Below are 17,562 nucleotides of genomic sequence, written 5' to 3'. Positions count from 1 at the left end.
GTGGTTATGGAATTGAATACAGCGATTGCCTTTATATTAATTTTCGGTGCACTCGTATTTTTCCATGAGCTAGGGCATCTATATTTCGCAAAAAGAGCAGGTATTTTGTGCCGCGAGTTTGCGATTGGTTTTGGTCCAAAAATATTCTCATTTGAAAAGAATGAAACGGTGTATACGATTCGATTACTGCCCCTTGGTGGCTATGTAAGAATGGCTGGCGAGGATGCGGACACAGTTGAGTTAAAACCTGGAAAAAAGGTTGGGCTTGTATTAAATGAAAAAGACGAAGTTGTGAAATTAGTTTTTGACGGGCATGAAAAATATCCAAATGTTCGTGTCATTGAAGTCGAACAAGCTGATTTAGAGCATAATCTTACAATTTCGGGTTATGAAGAGTACGAGGAAGAGCTGCAAACATTCCGAGTGAATGAAAAAGCTCGTATCATTTCTGCGGGAGAAGAAATTCAAATCGCTCCGTACAATAGACAATTTGGCTCTAAAAAATTGGGCCAACGTGCTCTAACAATCTTTGCAGGTCCTGCAATGAACTTTATTCTAGCATTTGTTATTTTTGTGATTCTTGGATTTGTACAAGGGGTTCCCGTTGACAAGCCAATGGTCGGAAAAGTGATGGAGAATAGTGCAGCACAGCAAGCTGGATTAAAAGAAAATGATACAATTCAAGCTATTGATGGGAAAAACACAAGTACATGGAAAGATGTTGTTACTATTGTACGTGAAAACCCGAATAAAGAAATTACGTTACAAGTAAAGCGTGATAATGAACAGCTTAATGTGAAAGTAACACCAACGCTTGATAAAGAAGGAAAAGACGAAGTTGGTAGAATTGGTGTTTATTCTCCTGTAGAGAAAACAGTGATGGGTTCTATTAAATCAGGATTTGAACAAACATACGAATGGACGAAACTAATTTTTGATTCTCTTGTGAAATTAGTAACGGGTCAATTTTCTATTAATGAGTTGTCAGGTCCAGTAGGAATTTATAATCTAACAGATCAAGTTGTAGATTATGGATTTACGCGTGTACTAAGTTTAGCGGCAGTTTTAAGTATTAACCTTGGTTTATTTAATTTATTACCAGTCCCAGCTTTAGACGGTGGACGTTTGTTCTTCTTCTTAATTGAAGCGTTACGAGGAAAACCAATTGATCGTCAAAAAGAAGGAATGGTTCACTTTATTGGGTTTGCATTATTAATGTTGCTTATGTTAGTTGTAACATGGAATGACATCCGTAAGTTTTTCTTGTAAAATAAGAAGAAGTTTATAATGAAATAGAGCTCGTAGAATAAAATCCCTCACCTAACTCGAGGTGAGGGATTTTATTGCGTGTAAGAGTAAAATGAAGAGGTGCGAATAAATGAAACAAAGTATGGTATTCAGTCCTACATTACGTGAAGTTCCAGCAGATGCTGAAATTAAGAGTCATCAATTATTACTTCGCGCAGGGTTTATGCGTCAAAATGCTTCTGGTATTTATAGTTTTCTACCACTTGGTTTAAAAGTGTTACACAAAGTAGAACGTATTGTTCGTGAAGAAATGGAGCGCGCAGGGGCAGTAGAGCTATTAATGCCAGCTATGCAAGCTTCTGAATTATGGAAAGAATCAGGCCGTTGGTATTCTTACGGATCAGAATTAATGCGTATGAAAGATCGTAATGCTCGCGAGTTTGCGCTAGGGGCAACTCATGAGGAAGTAATTACAGACCTTGTACGTGATGAAATTAAATCATACAAAAAACTACCATTAACATTATATCAAATTCAAACAAAATTCCGTGATGAGCAAAGACCACGTTTCGGTTTATTACGCGGAAGAGAATTTTTAATGAAAGATGCGTATTCTTTCCATGCAACACAAGAAAGTTTGGATGAAGTATATAGCGGTTTATACGAAGCGTATTCTAATATCTTCGCTCGTTGTGGTTTGAATTTCCGTGCAGTTATCGCTGATTCTGGAGCAATGGGCGGAAAAGATACACACGAATTTATGGTGTTATCTGATGTAGGTGAAGATACAATTGCGTATTCTGATACATCTAATTATGCGGCAAATATTGAAATGGCTCCTGTCGTTGCTACGTATACGAAGAGTGATGAAGCTGAAAAAGCACTTGAAAAAGTAGCAACTCCAGATCAAAAAGCTATTGAAGAAGTATCTGCATTCTTAAATGTTGCAGCGGAAAAATGCATTAAATCTATGGTGTTTAAAGTAGATGAGAAATTAGTAGTAGTACTTGTTCGTGGCGATCATGAAGTCAATGATGTAAAAGTGAAGAATGTATACGGAGCTTCAGTCGTTGAGCTTGCTTCCCATGAAGAAATAAAAGAGTTATTAAACTGTGAAGTTGGTTCTTTAGGACCGATTGGTGTTACAGGGGATATCGAAATTATCGCTGACCATGCTGTAGCATCAATTGTCAACGGATGTTCAGGAGCGAACGAAGAAGGCTTCCATTATGTAAATGTAAATCCAGAACGTGACTTTAAAGTAAGTCAATATACAGATTTACGCTTCATCCAAGAAGGAGACCAATCTCCAGATGGAAATGGAACAATTCTTTTCGCACGTGGAATTGAAGTTGGTCATGTATTCAAATTAGGAACTCGTTATAGTGAAGCAATGAACGCAACGTTCCTAGATGAAAATGGAAAAACAAAACCATTTATTATGGGTTGTTACGGTATCGGTGTATCTCGTACAGTGGCAGCAATTGCAGAGCAGTTTAATGATGAGAATGGTTTAGTTTGGCCAAAAGCTGTTGCACCGTTCCATGTGCATGTAATTCCAGTAAATATGAAATCTGATGCACAACGTGAAATGGGTGAAAATATCTACAACTCATTACAAGAGCAAGGATACGAAGTATTACTAGATGATCGTGCAGAACGTGCAGGTGTTAAATTTGCAGATGCAGATTTATTCGGCCTTCCAGTTCGTGTTACAGTTGGTAAAAAAGCAGATGAAGGTATTGTAGAAGTGAAAGTACGTGCTACAGGCGAGTCTGAAGAAGTGAAAGTAGAAGAACTTCAAACATATATTGCTAATATTTTAAAATAAGAAGAGGTACCTCGTAATGAGGTACCTTCTCTTTCTTTGTAAACGTATTTTGTAAAAGAAGAAGGAAGAAATCTTTCTTTGTAGTACGTTTCAATTTATAATAGCAAATGGAAGGAGAGTGCTTATGTCATTAACAAATGAACAACAAGAGCGATTTCAAATTTTGCTCCAGCAGTTGCAAATACCAGAAGACCTTATAAATCAATATTTACATGGCGGTGGTATTGAAAAGCTAGTTATTGATAAAGCGAATAAAAGTTGGCATTTTGACTTACAAGTGCCACGTATTTTGCCGACAGAATTATATGAGTTGCTAGAAACAAAACTTAAGCAATCATTTTCTCATATTGCAAGAACAACATTTGCATTGGAAACAGAGAATAAACAATTTACAGAAGAAGAAGTAAAGGCATATTGGCCGCTTTGTACAGAACGAATTACATTTTCACCTATGTTCGCGTACTTAAAGAAGCAACTTCCGCAGGTCAATGGCGTGAAGTTGCTATTAAATGTGAATAATGAGCTGGAATCTACTGCTTTAAAGAAAAACGTTGCGAAACCAGTAGGGGATCAATACGAAGCTTTTGGATTCCCACGTTTTCAGTTAGACACACATATAAAGCAAAATGCAGAAGAAATGCAAAAGTTTCGTGAGCAAACACAGGAAGAAGATCGTCAACGAGTTATACAGGCTATGGAAGAGATGGCTAAAAAGCAAGCTGAAGAAAGTGATGTTGTTCATGAAGGACCAGTTGTGCTTGGTTATCTTATTAAGCCAGATGAAGAGATTACGCCGCTGCGTGAAATTCAAGATGAAGAAAGAAGAAAAACTGTTCAAGGGTATGTTTTCCATGTAGAGACGAAAGAACTTCGTAGTGGACGTACGTTATTAACTTTAAAGATAACTGACTATACGGACTCTATTATGATTAAGATGTTCTCACGTGATAAAGAAGATATCCCGATGTTACAATCCTTGAAAAAAGGAACGTGGGTAAAAGCGCGTGGTTCAGTTCAAAATGATACATTCGTGCGTGATTTAGTTATGATTGCAAATGATATAAATGAAATAACGGGACCTTCTCGTAAAGATAAAGCAAAAGAAGGGGAAAAAAGAGTAGAACTTCATCTTCATACTCCAATGAGTCAAATGGATGCTGTTACTTCTGTTTCTAAGCTTGTTGCCCAAGCAGGAAAATGGGGGCATGAGGCTATTGCAGTTACAGACCATGCTGTTGCACAGTCATTCCCAGAAGCATATTCTGCTGGTAAAAAGGCTGGAGTTAAAGTTCTGTATGGTGTAGAGGCAAATTTAGTTAATGATGGCGTGCCGATAGCGTATAACGAAGCACATCGTCTACTTGCAGAAGAAACATATGTTGTCTTTGACGTTGAGACAACAGGGTTATCTGCTGTATATGATACAGTCATTGAGTTAGCTGCTGTAAAGATAAAAGGTGGCGAAATTATTGATCGCTTTGAATCTTTCGCAAATCCTCATCAACCATTATCGGCGACGATTATTGAATTAACAGGTATTACAGATGATATGTTAACTGATGCACCAGAAGTGGACGAAGTGTTTAAAAAGTTTGAGGAATGGATGGGTGACCATACACTTGTTGCTCATAACGCAAGCTTCGATATGGGCTTTATTAACGTAGGTTTTAAAAAGGCTGGGATAGAAAAAACGAAAAATCCAGTTATTGATACGTTAGAACTTGCACGGTTCTTATTCCCAGAAATGAAAAATCATCGATTAAATACGATGTGTAAAAAGCTTGATATTGAATTAACGCAACATCACCGTGCGATTTATGATACAGAAGCAACGGGATATTTACTTGTGAAAATGTTAAAAGATGTGATTGAAAAGGGATTTGAATATCACGATCAACTAAACGATAGTATGGGACAAGGGGATGCATATAAACGTGGGCGTCCAAGTCATATGACATTACTTGCCACATCAGATGTTGGGTTGAAAAATTTATATAAACTGGTTTCATATTCTCACTTGAATTACTTTTATCGTGTACCACGTGTACCAAGGTCACTATTAAAAAAATATCGCGAAGGCATTTTAGTAGGAACAGCTTGTGACAAGGGTGAGGTGTTTGAAGCTATGATGCAAAAAGCACCTGAAGAAGTAGAAGAAATTGCACAGTTTTACGATTACATTGAGGTTATGCCTCCAGAAGTATTACGTCATTTAGTAGAACGTGAACTCGTTCGAGATGAAGGGCAGTTAAAAACAATAATTTCTAACTTAGTAAAACTAGGTGAGACATTAGATAAGCCAGTTGTTGCTACTGGGAATGTGCATTATTTAGATCCAGAGGACGCGATATATCGGAAAATTTTAGTCAGTTCGCAGGGCGGAGCTAATCCGTTAAATCGTCATTCATTACCGCCTGTACATTTCCGTACAACAAATGAAATGCTAGATTGTTTTTCATTCTTAGGTGAAGACAAAGCAAAAGAAATTGTTGTGACAAATACACACAAGATTGCATCATTAATTGGTGATGTTCATCCAGTAAAAGATGATTTATATACACCGAAAATTGAAGGTGCCGATGATGAAACACGTGATATGAGCTATGTAATGGCAAGAAGTATCTATGGCGATGAACTACCGGAAATTGTAGAAGCTCGTTTGGAAAAAGAATTGAAAAGTATTATTGGACATGGATTCGCCGTTATTTATTTAATTTCACATAAGCTTGTGAAAAAATCGTTAGTAGACGGTTATCTAGTAGGTTCGCGTGGATCGGTAGGTTCATCATTTGTTGCAACGATGATGGAAATTACAGAAGTAAATCCATTACCACCGCACTATGTATGTCCAAAGTGTAAACAATCAGAGTTCTTTAATGACGGTTCTGTAGGTTCTGGTTTTGATTTGCCAGATAAAGAATGCCCAACATGTAATGTTCCATATGTGAAAGATGGACATGACATTCCTTTCGAAACGTTCCTTGGATTTAAAGGGGATAAGGTACCGGATATCGATTTGAATTTCTCCGGAGAATACCAACCACGCGCCCATAACTATACGAAAATACTGTTCGGTGAAGATTATGTATACCGCGCAGGAACAATTGGTACGGTTGCGGAAAAAACCGCTTATGGGTATGTGAAAGGTTATGCTAATGATCATAACTTAACAATTCGAAATGCAGAGATTGATCGCTTAGTTGCGGGATGTACAGGTGTAAAGCGTACGACCGGACAGCATCCAGGTGGTATTATCGTTGTACCAGATTACATGGATATTTTTGACTTTTCACCAATTCAGTTTCCGGCTGATTCAATAGGTGCTGAGTGGAGAACAACGCACTTTGACTTCCACTCAATTCATGATAATTTATTGAAACTTGATATATTAGGACACGATGATCCGACTGTTATTCGTATGCTTCAAGATTTAAGTGGTATTGACCCGAAAACAATTCCAACGGATGATCCAGAGGTAATGAAAATTTTCTCTGGTCCAGAATCTTTAGGGGTAACGGAAGAACAAATTAACTGTAAAACAGGTACACTTGGTATACCAGAGTTTGGTACGAAATTCGTAAGACAAATGTTAGAAGAAACGAAACCAACGACGTTTTCAGAGCTTGTCCAAATTTCTGGACTGTCCCATGGTACAGATGTATGGTTAGGTAATGCGAATGAATTAATTTATAACGGTACGTGTACACTGAGTGAAGTTATTGGTTGTCGTGATGACATCATGGTATATTTAATTTATCAAGGCTTGGATCCATCATTAGCCTTCAAAATCATGGAGTCGGTGCGTAAAGGTAAAGGTGTACCAGAAGAATGGGAAGAGGAAATGAGAAATAACAATGTACCAGGTTGGTATATTGATTCATGTAAGAAGATTAAGTACATGTTCCCTAAAGCCCATGCGGCTGCGTACGTACTTATGGCTGTACGTATCGCATACTTTAAAGTACATTTCGCACTTTTATTCTATGCGGCATATTTTACAGTTCGTGCAGATGACTTTGATGTAGAGGCGATGGCGAAAGGTTCAGCATCCATACGTGTAAAAATTGATGAAATTGCACAAAAAGGATTGGATGCAGCACCGAAAGAGAAGAGTTTATTAACGGTACTAGAAATGACACTTGAAATGTGTGAGCGTGGTTATTCATTCCAAAAGGTTGATTTATACCGCTCGCATGCAACCGAATTTATAATTGATGGGGATACTTTAATTCCTCCATTTAATGCAGTGCCTGGTCTTGGTACAAACGCAGCTTTCAGTATTGTTGAAGCTCGTAAAAATGGTGATTTCTTATCAAAAGAAGACTTACAGCAGCGCAGTAAGGTTTCTAAAACGATTATTGAGTATTTAGATGGTCAAGGTTGTCTAGGAGATTTACCGGATCAAAACCAATTGTCACTGTTCTAATAGGTAGGAAAAGTCTTTGCAAATCAACATTTGCTATGGTATACTATAAACCGAGATAACCATGTCATGTATATTTTGTGAAAAAGAGAGTGGGGAAACCCACTCTTTCGTGTTACTATCTACATTTTGTTTATGTAGATAGTAAAGATATTTCTGTCGTATATACATATTTTGTTACAAGTTTTACTTCTTTAATTTGGTAATACTAAGACAGATATTCCCTGCTTAACGGCAGGGGCTTTTGTTAGCTAACGAGAAAGAATAAGATAGACCGACTTTATGAACGGGATCTTTTCTTTTAAATGGTACATGGCGGCAGGAAGGAGGCTGTTTATGGATAAGAAAGTCACAGAAGTTGTAGAAGCATTTGCGCAGCCAATCGTTGAAGAGTTAAATCTTGAACTTGTAGATGTAGAGTATGTGCAAGAAGGACAAGACTGGTTCTTACGCGTATTCATCGATTCTGAAAAGGGAGTCGACATTGAAGAATGCGGTGCGGTAAGTGAACGTTTAAGCGAAGCTTTAGATAAAGAGGATCCAATTCCTCATCTTTACTTTTTGGATGTATCATCTCCTGGAGCGGAACGCCCATTAAAGAAAGAGAAAGACTTCCAGCAAGCGGTAGGAAAACAAGTGGCAATTAAAACATATGAGCCGATTGATGGTGAGAAGATGTTTGAAGGAAAGCTACTTTCCTACGACGGTATTACAATTACACTACTATTAACAATTAAAACACGTAAAAAAGAAATCCAAATTCCAATGGATAAAGTTGCAAATGCGCGACTTGCTGTTACGTTTTAGTAAGAAGGGGGATCTTCATGAGCACTGAGTTGTTAGATGCTTTGCTCGTATTAGAGTCAGAAAAAGGTATTAGCAAAGATATTATTATTGATGCGATTGAAGCAGCATTAATCTCTGCTTATAAACGCAATTTTAACCAAGCACAAAACGTTCGTGTGAGCTTTAACCCAGAAGTGGGAACAATTCAAGTTTTAGCACGTAAGGACGTTGTGGATAATGTGTTTGATCCACGTCTTGAAATCTCTGTAGAAGAGGCAAGACAAATTAATCCAAACTACCAAGATGGCGATGTACTAGAAATTGAAGTAACGCCAAAAGATTTTGGTCGTATTGCAGCGCAAACTGCAAAACAAGTTGTAACACAACGAGTTCGTGAGGCGGAACGTGGTGTTATTTATTCAGAATTTAGTGATCGTGAAGAAGACATTATGGTTGGTATTGTACAGCGCCAAGATGCTCGTTTCATTTATGTAAGCTTAGGTAAAGTAGAAGCTTTATTACCTGTAAGTGAGCAAATGCCAAATGAGCAATATAAACCACATGATCGTATTCGCGTATTTATTACAAAAGTAGAAAAGACAACAAAAGGACCACAAATTTACGTATCACGTACACATCCTGGTCTTTTAAAACGTTTATTCGAAATGGAAGTTCCAGAAATTTATGATGGAACTGTAGAAATTCGCTCTGTAGCACGTGAAGCGGGCGACCGTTCTAAAATTTCTGTATATGCAGAGAATATCGATGTTGATCCAGTAGGTTCTTGTGTAGGACCGAAAGGACAACGTGTACAACGCGTTGTAGATGAACTAAAAGGTGAAAAGATTGACATCGTTCGCTGGTCGAATGACCCAGTTGAATATGTTGCAAATGCTTTAAGTCCATCACAGGTTGTTAAAGTACTTGTAGATGAAGAAGAGAAAGCAACAACTGTTGTTGTTCCAGACCACCAGCTTTCATTAGCGATTGGTAAGCGTGGACAAAATGCGCGTCTTGCAGCTAAATTAACAGGTTGGAAAATTGATATTAAAAGTGAGTCTGATGCGAAACAACTTGGTATTGTGACAGAAGAAGATAGCGTAATCGCATTCGGATTCGATTCAGTTGAAGACGAAATCGAATAGAGGTGATGAGTATGAGCAATCGAAAAGTTCCGTTACGAAAATGTATTGCGACGCAAGAAATGAAATCAAAACGAGAGCTCGTTCGCATTGTTCGTTCCAAAGAGGGCGAAGTGTCTATTGATTTATCAGGGAAAAAATCAGGACGAGGTGCATATTTATCAAAAGATAAAGAAAGCATTATTGAAGCCCAAAAGAAAAATATTTTGGAACATCATCTAAAAGCGAAAATCGACAGTTCTCTGTACGAAGAGCTTCTTGAGCTTGTTGAGAAGGAGTCGAAATAAGTGTCTGATTGGAAATCGTTTTTAGGACTAGCAAACCGCGCTCGAAAAATCATTTCGGGTGAAGAACTTGTTTTAAAAGAAGTACGAAGTGGCAAAGCAAAGCTAGTATTGCTTTCTGAAGATGCGTCAGCGAACACTACAAAACGTATCATCGATAAAACCACGTACTACAACATACCAATGAGAAAAGTCGAAAATCGACAACAATTAGGGCATGCGATTGGGAGAGACGAGCGAGTCGTTGTAGCTGTGTTAGATGAAGGCTTTGCGAAAAAGCTACGTAGCATGCTCGATACAAATTACCGGGGGTGAAGGTATGAGTAAAATTCGAGTACATGAATATGCAAAAAAAAATAATATCTCTAGTAAAGATCTTATGACAAAACTAAAAGAGATGAATATCGAGGTTTCGAATCATATGACAATGTTAGAAGATGAAGTAGTAAACAAATTAGATAATCAATATAACACTGAAGCAGAAAAACCTTCTGTTGCAGATGAGTTTGAAGTAGAAGAGAAAGTTGTTCGCAGTAAAAAGAACAGCAATAAGAAGAAGAAAAAAGGCAAAGGAAATGAAGACAAACGTCAAGATAACTTTGCTGGAAGACAACAAACGCAAATAGTAGAAACACCAGATAAAATCACTTTCTCTGGAAGCCTTACAGTAGGAGATCTTGCTAAAAAGTTAAGCAAAGAGCCATCTGAAATTATTAAAAAGCTCTTCATGCTAGGAATTATGGCAACAATTAACCAAGATTTAGATAAAGAAACAATTGAGTTAATTGCTACTGATTACGGTATTGAAGTAGAAGAAGAAGTAGTTGTAAGTGAAACTGAATTTGAAACATTCATCGATGAGCAAGATGATGAAGAAAACTTAAAAGAACGTCCAGCTGTTGTTACAATTATGGGACACGTTGACCATGGTAAAACAACATTGCTTGACTCTATCCGTAATTCAAAAGTAACTGCTGGCGAAGCTGGTGGAATTACTCAGCATATCGGTGCATACCAAGTTGATGTAAATGATAAGAAAATTACGTTCTTAGATACACCAGGTCACGCGGCATTTACAACGATGCGTGCTCGTGGTGCACAAGTAACAGATATTACAATTCTTGTTGTTGCAGCTGATGACGGTGTTATGCCACAAACAGTTGAAGCGATTAGCCATGCGAAAGCAGCTGGAGTACCAATTATTGTTGCTGTGAATAAAATGGATAAACCAGCGGCAAATCCTGATCGTGTAATGCAAGAATTAACAGAATATGAATTAGTTCCAGAAGCTTGGGGCGGAGACACGATTTTCGTACCAATTTCTGCAATTCAAGGCGAGGGAATTGACAACTTGCTAGAAATGATTCTTCTTGTGAGTGAAGTAGAAGAATATAAAGCAAATCCAAATCGCTATGCAGCTGGTACTGTAATTGAAGCACAGCTTGATAAAGGTAAAGGAACTATCGCGACATTACTTGTTCAAAACGGTACACTTCGAGTTGGAGATCCAATTGTTGTTGGAACATCATTCGGTCGTGTTCGTGCAATGGTAAGTGATATTGGTCGTCGTGTAAAAGTTGCTGGTCCATCAACTCCTGTTGAAATTACAGGTTTAAATGAAGTGCCACAAGCGGGAGATCGTTTCATGGCATTCGCTGATGAGAAGAAAGCTCGTCAAATCGGTGAATCACGTGCACAAGAAGCGTTAGTTGCACAACGTGGTGAGAAATCTAAATTCAGCCTGGAAGATTTATTCCAACAAATCCAAGAGGGCGATGTAAAAGAACTTAACTTAATTGTGAAAGCTGACGTACAAGGTTCTGTAGAAGCAATGGCAGCATCACTTCGTAAAATTGATGTTGAAGGCGTAAAAGTGAAAATTATCCATACAGGCGTAGGTGCGATTACAGAATCTGATGTTATTTTAGCTTCTGCATCTAATGCAATTATAATTGGATTTAACGTACGCCCTGATGTGAATGCGAAGCGTACAGCTGAATTAGAGAAAGTTGATGTTCGTTTACACCGTATTATCTATAAAGTAATCGAAGAAATTGAATCAGCAATGCAAGGTATGCTGGATCCAGAATTCGAAGAAAAAGTAATCGGTCAAGCGGAAGTTCGTCAAACGTTCAAAGTAACAAAAGTTGGAACAATCGCAGGTTGTTACGTAATAGACGGTAAGATTACACGTGATAGTGGTGTTCGTATTATCCGTGATGGCGTAGTAATTTTCGAAGGACAACTTGATACGTTAAAACGTTTCAAAGACGACGTAAAAGAAGTTGCACAAAACTATGAGTGTGGTATTACAATTGAGAGATATAATGATCTTAAAGAAGGGGACATCATTGAAGCATACGTTATGGAAGAAGTGAAGCGATGATTATCGCTTCACTCTCATTCGAGTGTATGATTTACGATGTGCATTCTTTAAAAGAGAAGCGAGCAATTTTGCAACGTGTGTTAACTCGTGTGAAACAGCGCTATAATGTAGCTGTTTCTGAAGTTGGGCATCAAGATGTATGGCAACGTACAGAAATTGCAATTGTTTCCGTATCCTCAAATCGTGTTGTCTGTGAAAAAGAAATGAATCGTGTACTTGAGTATGTCGATTCATTTCCTGAAATTGAACGTACGATAACACATTTGGAATGGTATTGAATGAGGTGAAGAGTTATGAAATTACGTGCGAACCGTGTGGGCGAGCAAATGAAAAAAGAATTAGGCGACATTATCAGTCGTAAAATTAAAGACCCACGTATTGGATTTGTTACAGTAACAGATGTACAAGTAAGTGGAGATTTACAAATTGCTAAAGTATATATTTCTGTTTTAGGTGACGAAGAACAGAAGGAAAATACATTAAAAGGTTTAGCGAAGGCAAAAGGCTTTATTCGTTCAGAAATTGGCCAACGTATTCGTCTTCGTAAAACACCGGAAATTTCCTTTGAGTTTGATGAGTCTATCGGATATGGTCATCGAATTGATACACTTTTACATGAAATTAATAAAGACGGTAAACGTGAAGAATAATGGATAGACATTTGTCTATCCATTTTTTCAATGTAAAATAAGTTTTGCATAATTGCAATTACTACAAAAGAATAACGATGAGGTGAATATATGGAAGGTGTAGTATTATTACATAAGCCAAAGGGAATGACATCACATGATTGTGTGTTCAAATTAAGAAAGATATTGCGTGAGAAACGAATTGGTCATACAGGGACACTGGATCCAGATGTAACAGGAGTATTACCTATTTGCGTTGGGCGTGCAACGAAAATTGCGCAATTTTTAACAAGTGAAACAAAAACATATGAAGGTGAAGTGACATTAGGGTTTTCAACAACAACAGAAGATGCTTCTGGTGAAGTTGTGGAGAAACAAGATGTAAATCGTGTCATTACACGTAAAGAAGTAGAAGAGGTACTAGCGGAACTAACAGGGACAATTGAACAAATGCCACCGATGTTCTCAGCTGTAAAAGTTAACGGAAAAAAACTATACGAATATGCAAGGGCAGGACAAGAAGTTGAACGTCCAGTTCGTACAATTACAATTCATGAATTTGTATTACTTGATGAACGTGAAGTTTTTGAAGGGGAAAACATTTCATTTCGTTTCCGTGTAACGTGTAGTAAAGGAACATATGTAAGAACACTAGCAGTAATGATTGGTGAAAAACTTGGATTTCCATCACATATGTCGCACCTTGTAAGAACAGCATCTGGTGAATTTTTACTAGAAGATTGCATATCATTTGAAGAAATTGAAGAAAACGTGCAAAATGGAACAGTAGAGTCTATTTTCATCTCAATTGATGAGGCGCTAAGTAAGTTTCCAAAAATGGTTGTAGATGAAAAGCAAGCTGAAAAAATAAAGAACGGTATGTTCTTAAAGAATGAATTAGAAACAACAGCACCATTTATTACAGTATTTGATAAAAATGATCGTTGCTTAGCAATTTATGAGCATCACCCAAAACACCCTGGCATGCTAAAGCCAATGAAAGTACTTGTGAATAATCAAGAACTAAAGCTATAATGAATTATTGGAAGGATTATTACAGAAAAAGGTGAATGCAAGCGTGAAACTTATTCATTTAACTCATCCAAATGAACAAAATAAAATAGAATTACCACCTACTGTAATGGCATTAGGATATTTTGATGGCATTCATTTAGGACATCAACGTGTGATTCGAACAGCGAAAAAAATAGCGGATGAAAGAGGATGTAAAAGTGCTGTCATGACGTTCCATCCACACCCATCTGTTGTATTAGGAAAAAAAGAAGCGCATGTGGAGTATATTACACCGATGCGCCTTAAAGAAGAAATCATCGCAAGTTTAGGAATTGATATCTTATATGTGGTGAAATTCGACGAGCCATTTGCTGGATTGTTACCACAACAGTTTGTCGATGAGTATATTATTGGTTTAAATGTAAAGCATGTAGTAGCAGGCTTTGATTATTCATATGGACGTTTAGGAAAAGGGAAGATGGAGACTTTACCATTTCATGCAAGAGGGGAGTTTACACAGACCGTGATCGAAAAAGTTGAATATCAAGAAGAAAAAGTAAGTTCTACTTCATTACGAAAGTTAATTCGAAACGGTGAAATGGAACAAATTCCATCTATTTTAGGGAGAGCTTACACGGTAGAAGGAACAGTTGTACACGGTGATAAGCGTGGACGTCAAATTGGTTTTCCAACTGCAAATGTAGGTTTAAGTGATGAATATCTGTTGCCACCTGTAGGTGTATATGCGGTAAGGTTGAAGGTTCATGATGAATGGCATGATGGTGTATGTAATATCGGATATAAGCCAACTTTCAAAGAGAATGAGCGTCAATTATCTATTGAAGTGCATCTATTTGAATTTAATAAAGACATATACGATCAAAGTGTTACAGTGGAGTGGCACATGCGTATAAGAGAAGAAAAAAAGTTTAATGGAATTGATGAGTTAGTTGCGCAAATCGCTCAAGATAAAAAGATTGCCCAAGAATATTTTGCGAGCGTAAAGAATATACTTGCTTTTTCAAATGAAAAGTAGTATTCTATGTTATGTACTTTATGACAACCATTACTTGGCATTGCGACTCACCGATGCTTGCTAGGTAACTGGGGGTTTAATTATTAGGAGGTGAAATAGGATGGCTTTAACACAAGAGCGTAAAAATGAAATCATTGCACAATTTAGAACTCATGAGACTGATACTGGTTCTCCAGAGGTTCAAATTGCTGTCCTAACGGAGCAAATTAACACTCTAAACGAGCACTTACGTACTCACAAGAAGGATCATCATTCACGTCGTGGTCTATTAAAGATGGTTGGTAAACGTCGTAACTTACTTACTTACCTTCGTAATAGCGATATCACACGTTACCGTGAATTAATCACAAAGCTTGGCTTACGTCGATAGTCAAAGAAGCGGGAATATTCCCGCTTTTTTGTTAGGTAAAAATATATCTTCTACTCTTTATAGCTTACTTAATTTTCGGCAATACTAGAGGAAAGAATATTGTGATATACTATCCATTTACATAGAAGAATTGAATATTTTAAATTGAGAGGGGTACTTAAATGAGTCAGGAAAAGCAAGTCTTCTCGATAGATTTAGCTGGTCGTCAGCTAACAATTGAAACAAGTCAGCTTGCAAAACAAGCAAACGGAGCAGTATTAGTAAGATATGGCGACACAGCAGTTCTATCTACAGCAACTGCATCAAAAGAGCCAAAAAATGTAGATTTCTTCCCGCTTACAGTAAACTATGAAGAGCGTTTATATGCAGTTGGAAAAATCCCAGGCGGTTTTATTAAGCGCGAAGGCCGTCCAAGTGAAAAAGCAATTTTAGCAAGTCGTTTAATTGACCGTCCAATCCGTCCACTTTTCGCAGATGGTTTCCGTAATGAAGTACAAGTTGTCAGCATCGTAATGAGTGTTGATCAAGACTGTTCTTCTGAGATGGCAGCTATGCTTGGTTCTTCATTAGCATTATCTATTTCAGATATTCCATTTGAAGGTCCAATCGCAGGTGCGACAGTTGGTCGTATTAATGGCGAGTTCGTTATTAATCCAACAGTAGAACAGCAAGAACAAAGTGATATGCACCTTGTTGTAGCTGGTACGAAAGATGCAATTAACATGGTTGAAGCAGGAGCGGATCAAGTACCTGAAGAAACAATGTTAGAAGCAATTATGTTTGGACACGATGAAATTAAACGTCTAATTGCATTCCAAGAAGAGATTGTACAAGCTGTCGGTAAAGAGAAAACAGCAGTGAAACTTTATGAAGTGGATGCTGTTTTGAACCAAGCTGTACGTGAAATGGCTGAAACAGATATGCATTCTGCAATTCAAGTGCACGAAAAACATGCACGTGAAAATGCAATTAGCGTAGTGAAAAAGCGTGTAATTGAGCATTACGAAGCTGAGGAAGCTGATGCTGATACATTAGGACAAGTAAGTGAGATTTTATATAAAATTGTAAAAGAAGAAGTACGCCGTCTTATTACAGTTGAAAAAATCCGCCCAGATGGTCGTAAAGGTGACGAAATTCGTCCTTTAGCATCAGAGGTTGGCATTTTATCTCGTACACATGGTTCTGGTCTATTCACACGTGGACAAACGCAAGCATTAAGTATTTGTACATTAGGTGCATTAGGCGATGTGCAAATTTTAGATGGTCTAGGTGTAGAAGAGTCAAAACGCTTTATGCACCATTATAATTTCCCTTCATTTAGTGTTGGTGAAACAAGACCAATGCGTGGACCAGGTCGTCGTGAAATTGGTCACGGTGCACTAGGAGAACGTGCTCTTGAACCTGTAATTCCATCTGAAAAGGATTTCCCATATACAGTTCGTCTTGTATCTGAAGTATTAGAATCAAATGGTTCTACTTCACAAGCGAGTATTTGCGGTAGTACATTAGCGATGATGGATGCGGGTGTACCACTTAAAGCACCAGTTGCTGGTATTGCAATGGGTCTAGTAAAATCTGGTGAGCATTACACAATTTTAACAGATATTCAAGGAATGGAAGATCATTTAGGTGATATGGACTTTAAAGTAGCAGGTACTGCAAAAGGTGTAACTGCACTACAAATGGACATTAAAATCGATGGTTTATCTCGTGAGATTTTAGAAGAAGCATTACAACAAGCGAAAGTTGGTCGTATGCACATTCTAGATCACATGTTATCTGTTATCGCTGAACCTCGCATTGAGTTATCTGCGTATGCTCCGAAGATTATTACAATGGCAATTAACCCAGATAAAATTCGTGATGTTATTGGACCAAGTGGTAAACAGATTAATAAAATCATTGAAGAAACTGGCGTTAAAATTGATATCGAGCAAGATGGTACAGTATTCATTTCATCAATTAATCAAGAGATGAATGAAAAAGCGAAGAAAATTATCGAAGATATCGTTCGCGAAGTACAAGTAGGCGAAATCTACTTAGGAAAAGTTAAACGTGTTGAAAAATTCGGTGCGTTCGTTGAATTATTTAGCGGTAAAGATGGACTTGTTCACATCTCTGAACTTGCACTTGAGCGTGTAGGTAAGGTAGAAGACGTTGTGAAAATCGGTGATGAGATTTCAGTTAAAGTTATCGAGATTGACAAACAAGGTCGTGTAAACTTATCTAGAAAAGTATTGCTAAAAGAAGAGCAAGAAAAAGAAGCTGCTAAAGAAGAAGCAGCTAAAGAAGAAAACGCACAAGAGCAACAATAAGCGAAAGCCAGTTTAGCTGGCTTTTTTTGTTATGTAAAAAATGTGATTCATTTAGATTTTTATGTGAGTATAGGTATAGTTTTCATCATAACGCTCAA

The 17,562-nt window shown here is 37.5% G+C and carries 14 protein-coding genes; all 14 read left to right on the top strand.

Going from position 1 to position 17,562, the window contains the following annotated elements; translation table 11 throughout:
- Window positions 1–12: 12 nt before the first annotated feature.
- The 14 genes from rseP to pnp all read left to right on the top strand — a co-directional run bounded on the left by rseP (window position 13) and on the right by pnp (window position 17,464).
- A complete protein-coding gene (gene rseP / locus FT637_RS01230; protein ID WP_193644845.1) occupies window positions 13–1,269 on the top strand; it encodes an RIP metalloprotease RseP in 1,257 nt (418 codons plus the stop codon).
- A 109-nt stretch (window positions 1,270–1,378) separates the two neighbouring features.
- A complete protein-coding gene (locus tag FT637_RS01225) occupies window positions 1,379–3,079 on the top strand; it encodes a proline--tRNA ligase (RefSeq protein ID WP_193644844.1) in 1,701 nt (566 codons plus the stop codon).
- 124 nt (window positions 3,080–3,203) lie between these two features.
- Window positions 3,204–7,505 carry a PolC-type DNA polymerase III gene (locus tag FT637_RS01220; protein ID WP_193644843.1) on the top strand — a complete coding sequence of 1,434 codons (4,302 nt, stop codon included), beginning with the start codon at window positions 3,204–3,206 and terminating at the stop codon, window positions 7,503–7,505.
- 333 nt (window positions 7,506–7,838) lie between these two features.
- On the top strand, window positions 7,839–8,309 hold the full coding sequence (gene rimP, locus FT637_RS01215) for a ribosome maturation factor RimP (protein ID WP_097830973.1): 471 nt from the start codon (window positions 7,839–7,841) through the stop codon (window positions 8,307–8,309).
- Window positions 8,310–8,326: 17 nt separating this feature from the next.
- The gene (nusA, locus tag FT637_RS01210; protein WP_002173086.1) at window positions 8,327–9,433 is read left to right on the top strand and encodes a transcription termination factor NusA; all 1,107 of its coding nucleotides are present in this window, start codon (window positions 8,327–8,329) and stop codon (window positions 9,431–9,433) included.
- An 11-nt stretch (window positions 9,434–9,444) separates the two neighbouring features.
- Window positions 9,445–9,717, top strand: a complete 273-nt coding sequence (rnpM, locus tag FT637_RS01205) for an RNase P modulator RnpM (protein WP_193644842.1) — start codon at window positions 9,445–9,447, stop codon at window positions 9,715–9,717.
- Entirely contained in the window at window positions 9,718–10,029 is a 312-nt protein-coding gene (locus FT637_RS01200; RefSeq protein ID WP_001286519.1) for a YlxQ family RNA-binding protein, read from the top strand.
- 4 nt (window positions 10,030–10,033) lie between these two features.
- A complete protein-coding gene (gene infB, locus FT637_RS01195) occupies window positions 10,034–12,100 on the top strand; it encodes a translation initiation factor IF-2 (protein ID WP_193644841.1) in 2,067 nt (688 codons plus the stop codon).
- Window positions 12,097–12,378 (top strand): DUF503 domain-containing protein, encoded by a 282-nt coding sequence (locus tag FT637_RS01190; RefSeq protein ID WP_193644840.1) that lies wholly within the window; start codon window positions 12,097–12,099, stop codon window positions 12,376–12,378. Before infB ends, FT637_RS01190 begins: the two co-directional genes overlap by 4 nt.
- A gap of 15 nt (window positions 12,379–12,393) precedes the next feature.
- The gene (rbfA, locus tag FT637_RS01185) at window positions 12,394–12,750 is read left to right on the top strand and encodes a 30S ribosome-binding factor RbfA (protein ID WP_002173084.1); all 357 of its coding nucleotides are present in this window, start codon (window positions 12,394–12,396) and stop codon (window positions 12,748–12,750) included.
- A 90-nt stretch (window positions 12,751–12,840) separates the two neighbouring features.
- A complete protein-coding gene (gene truB, locus FT637_RS01180) occupies window positions 12,841–13,764 on the top strand; it encodes a tRNA pseudouridine(55) synthase TruB (RefSeq protein WP_002033681.1) in 924 nt (307 codons plus the stop codon).
- A gap of 43 nt (window positions 13,765–13,807) precedes the next feature.
- Window positions 13,808–14,779, top strand: a complete 972-nt coding sequence (gene ribF, locus FT637_RS01175; protein ID WP_193644839.1) for a bifunctional riboflavin kinase/FAD synthetase — start codon at window positions 13,808–13,810, stop codon at window positions 14,777–14,779.
- A gap of 100 nt (window positions 14,780–14,879) precedes the next feature.
- On the top strand, window positions 14,880–15,149 hold the full coding sequence (gene rpsO, locus FT637_RS01170; protein ID WP_001229392.1) for a 30S ribosomal protein S15: 270 nt from the start codon (window positions 14,880–14,882) through the stop codon (window positions 15,147–15,149).
- A gap of 161 nt (window positions 15,150–15,310) precedes the next feature.
- Window positions 15,311–17,464 (top strand): polyribonucleotide nucleotidyltransferase, encoded by a 2,154-nt coding sequence (gene pnp, locus FT637_RS01165; protein WP_193644838.1) that lies wholly within the window; start codon window positions 15,311–15,313, stop codon window positions 17,462–17,464.
- The last annotated feature ends 98 nt before the right edge of the window (window positions 17,465–17,562 follow it).

It is taken from the genome of Bacillus cereus (assembly GCF_015071065.1).
Classification (GTDB): Bacteria; Bacillota; Bacilli; order Bacillales; family Bacillaceae_G; genus Bacillus_A; species Bacillus_A cereus_BA.
The sequence above is the reverse complement of the archived record's forward strand: the minus strand, read 5'-3'. Positions and strand labels throughout refer to the sequence as shown.

Bases quoted from the DNA above. Each gene is read 5' to 3' on its own strand.
- FT637_RS01225 (WP_193644844.1), top strand. From the start codon at position 1,379: ATGAAACAAAGTATGGTATTCAGTCCTACATTACGTGAAGTTCCAGCA.
- FT637_RS01220 (WP_193644843.1), top strand. From the start codon at position 3,204: ATGTCATTAACAAATGAACAACAAGAGCGATTTCAAATTTTGCTCCAG.
- rimP (WP_097830973.1), top strand. From the start codon at position 7,839: ATGGATAAGAAAGTCACAGAAGTTGTAGAAGCATTTGCGCAGCCAATC.
- nusA (WP_002173086.1), top strand. From the start codon at position 8,327: ATGAGCACTGAGTTGTTAGATGCTTTGCTCGTATTAGAGTCAGAAAAA.
- rnpM (WP_193644842.1), top strand. From the start codon at position 9,445: ATGAGCAATCGAAAAGTTCCGTTACGAAAATGTATTGCGACGCAAGAA.
- infB (WP_193644841.1), top strand. From the start codon at position 10,034: ATGAGTAAAATTCGAGTACATGAATATGCAAAAAAAAATAATATCTCT.
- FT637_RS01190 (WP_193644840.1), top strand. From the start codon at position 12,097: ATGATTATCGCTTCACTCTCATTCGAGTGTATGATTTACGATGTGCAT.
- rbfA (WP_002173084.1), top strand. From the start codon at position 12,394: ATGAAATTACGTGCGAACCGTGTGGGCGAGCAAATGAAAAAAGAATTA.
- truB (WP_002033681.1), top strand. From the start codon at position 12,841: ATGGAAGGTGTAGTATTATTACATAAGCCAAAGGGAATGACATCACAT.
- rpsO (WP_001229392.1), top strand. From the start codon at position 14,880: ATGGCTTTAACACAAGAGCGTAAAAATGAAATCATTGCACAATTTAGA.
- pnp (WP_193644838.1), top strand. From the start codon at position 15,311: ATGAGTCAGGAAAAGCAAGTCTTCTCGATAGATTTAGCTGGTCGTCAG.